At 60.5% G+C, this 2,961-nt stretch carries 3 protein-coding genes and 1 pseudogene; 1 reads left to right on the forward strand and 3 read right to left on the reverse strand.

Annotated features, from left to right (window positions below; translation table 11 throughout):
* Nucleotides 1–527: superoxide dismutase (locus Q4E95_RS09795; protein WP_303383134.1), on the reverse strand; the 527-nt coding region annotated here is incomplete at its 3' end.
* A gap of 145 nt (nucleotides 528–672) precedes the next feature.
* Between Q4E95_RS09795 and Q4E95_RS09800 the strand changes: the two genes are divergently transcribed.
* A complete protein-coding gene (locus Q4E95_RS09800) occupies nucleotides 673–1,218 on the forward strand; it encodes an N-acetyltransferase (RefSeq protein ID WP_303383135.1) in 546 nt (181 codons plus the stop codon).
* Between the two features lie 21 nt (nucleotides 1,219–1,239).
* Here the strand turns inward: Q4E95_RS09800 and Q4E95_RS09805 are convergent, their stop codons facing one another.
* A complete protein-coding gene (locus Q4E95_RS09805) occupies nucleotides 1,240–1,731 on the reverse strand; it encodes a hypothetical protein (protein WP_303383136.1) in 492 nt (163 codons plus the stop codon).
* Nucleotides 1,732–2,163: 432 nt separating this feature from the next.
* Nucleotides 2,164–2,961 (reverse strand): annotated as a pseudogene (locus tag Q4E95_RS09810) (amylosucrase); the annotation flags it as partial.

Genomic DNA, 2,961 nt, shown 5'->3' on the forward strand with positions numbered 1-2,961 from the left:
GCCTTGACGTTCTGGTAGTCCAGGTAGAAGGCGTGCTCCCACATGTCCAGCTGCAACAGCGGGATCGTGGCGACGGGAACGCCGTTCTGCTGGTCGTACATCTGCTCGATCACCAAATTGCCGGCAATGGGCTCGTACGCCAGGATCGCCCAGCCTGAGCCCTGAATGGTGGTGGCAACGGCGGTGAAGTGCTCACGGAAGTTGTCGAAAGAACCAAAGAAGTTGTCGATGGCTGCTGCGAGCTCACCCTCGGGCTTGTCGCCGCCCTCCGGGGAAAGGTTCTTCCAGAAAATGGAGTGGTTGATGTGGCCACCCAGGTTGAACTGGAGATCCTTGGAGAGCTTGGCGGCACCGGCAGCGTCACCGTTGGCGCGAGCCTCTTCCATCTTCTCGAGCGCAGTGTTGGCACCGGTCACGTAGGTGTTGTGGTGCTTGTCGTGGTGCAACTGCATGATCTGAGCCGAGATGTGGGGCTCCAGAGCGGCGTAGTCATACGGGAGATCGGGCAGTGTGAACTTTTCAGCCACAGAGAATCATCCTTCCTAGCGCTTGGTGTTGATAATTCCACCTAACGCCAGGGCACTCAGCAGGGTCAAGAAGGTTCCGCCACTAGCGTAGGAAAGATACTTTCCATGTCATAAGTTGTCATCTGAGTGTCTTATTCTCGTGTACGTGCCTGATTCATTCGAAGAACACCAAACCGCACCCGGCCCCATCATCGCGGCGCGCTCCGAGCACGCCCAGGGCATTGTCGACCTGCGCAATCGGATTGCCAGATGGCTCCAAGGGCGCGGAATCGACCAGTGGCGCGAGGGCGAATTCGACCCGGGGGATGTGGCCGAGGAAATTGAGCGCGGCGAGTGGTCGGTTATTGAATCCCCCGAGGATCCCACCGTGGTACTGGCGAGCGTCCAGGTGCTGTGGGAGGACCTGAGGATCTGGGGTGCGCAGGAAGAGCCCGCCGGTTATGTGCACGGAGTGGCCGTGGATCGTTCACTACGCGGTACTGACACGGGTCCGGCGCTGGTGCGTCACGCGGAGAAGGTCACGCGGGACTCGGGCCGCCATGTGGTGCGCCTGGACTGCGATGTGAACAGCCCACGACTGGCCGAGTTCTACCAGGGCCTGGGCTATCAACCCTGCGGGACCCAGGACTTCTACGTGGCCCACCAGGATTTCCACGTGAGGGTGCTGCGCCACGAACTCCGGTTGGACTGATCCCCGGGTCAGCCACGACCATCATGAAAAGGGCCCAGCTTCCTTGGCCGCTGCTCCTCCGGCGGGAAACATGTCGCGCATGTTCCGACCCGCGACGCGCATAAACCGTCGAGCCACCATCTGAGTCAGAGTCTTCTTCCACCGCAACGATCCGGTCAGGCGATACATCGCATCCACCGTGACCAGGGTGCCCTCCCCGTACGACTTCCAGGAGTACTCGATGGTGACCTCCACGAACCCCTTGGTGGTCCGCTGAACGTAGGACACCCCGGGGGTGCGACAAGCCACGATCATCACATAATCGAAGGACAGTGGCCCCACGTGGACCGTGAACTCCATGGCGTCGCCCACGTCCATCGGCACGCGAGGATTTGCAGGTGCCATGAGATCCAAGTTGTTCCACGTGGCGATGGAACAGGGTGCCAGGAGCGCGCGTTCGAACTCATCAGCGCTCACCGACACAAAGTCCTGCGCACTGATGAGAAACCCGTGCGGTATATCCGTTTCATGCATGGTTCATCCCTAAGATCGGTCCCCGGACGCGGCTTCTCCCACGCTTCCGGCCAGCCCGCCGGTCAATCTGCGCCCACCGCGTCAATACTTCTCATCTTGGCGCACGATTCTTGGAAATCCACTCCCGCAACGCCATCGAAAAGCTGTGCACAGGGGTGGAGAAAGTTATCCACAGGTGTGGACAGGATTGGGAATCGTTCGAAGACTTGTCTGACTGCCTATCGAAAAGAACATTTATTTCGATATAAATTGGCGTGGTTCCACGGATTTTCGGGAGTTCCCACTCGAATACACGTGCACAACAACGGTGAAATCACACCCGTGTGAGTTATCCACGGTGTGGACAACTCCTGTGGATAACCGGCGTCCCGGTGATGCACCAGATGGTGAGAAGAGGATCCCGCCCGGCCCGCCGGGCGGGGTCCTGCGTCGTCAGCGGCGCGTATCGGACAGGATTTCCACCCTCGTGCACGGCGTGTTCACGTTGTCTTTGCTGGGGATCACCCGGATCCACCAGAAGCAGTGGGCGTCCAGCAGAATGCCGCCGCGCAGGTCAAGGGTGTTGTTGCCATGCAGTTCCACACCCTTGGGCAGGAATCCGGACAGCGTTTCCCCGGTCACGAACTGTGACCAATCACTGAAGTTGGCCAGGCACAACACCACGCTGTGTTCGCCGGGGCGTTGGTAGCCCAGCACGTGCGGGTTGTGGGTTTCGAAGGGGATCAGCCGGGTGCCGTCGAACTCCTCGGTCTGTTGCCGGACCGAGATCATTCGTTGGATGCCACCGAAAATGCGCCCCTGCACGGAAAAAAGATCGTGGCGCCGTTCGTAATCGGACTGCGAGTATTCCGGTCGATGGACCCAGCGGGCATCAAGAGCGTTGTCCGGGTTGTGGTCCCAATCCGGGTCGTTGAGCTGACCGACCTCGTCCCCCAGGTAGATCAAGGGAATCCCGCCGGTGCTCATGGCCAGCGAGTAGGCCAACAGGATGCGGTCCGCCGCCGGGCCGGGCTCGGTCTCCAAACCCATGAGAGAAGCCGTCGTGCCGCAGATCCGACAGTCCCCGGTGCGCGGGTTGTCCTGGAACGCCACACCGTGGGCAAAGCTGCCCTCGAACCGGCCGGTGTAGAAGCCGTTCAAGAAGCGGCGGTGATCGTGTCCGTTGATCCCCAGCCGAGCGGCGTCCTCGTCCGAGAACGTCCAGCCGATGTCATCGTGACTGCGCACGTA

Source organism: Kocuria sp. (assembly GCF_030536815.1).
Classification (GTDB): Bacteria; Actinomycetota; Actinomycetes; order Actinomycetales; family Micrococcaceae; genus Kocuria; species Kocuria gwangalliensis.

What these genes read in the sequence shown, in the direction of transcription:
- Q4E95_RS09805 (WP_303383136.1), bottom strand. Translation starts at nt 1,731, where the DNA reads ATGCATGAAACGGATATACCGCACGGGTTTCTCATCAGTGCGCAGGAC.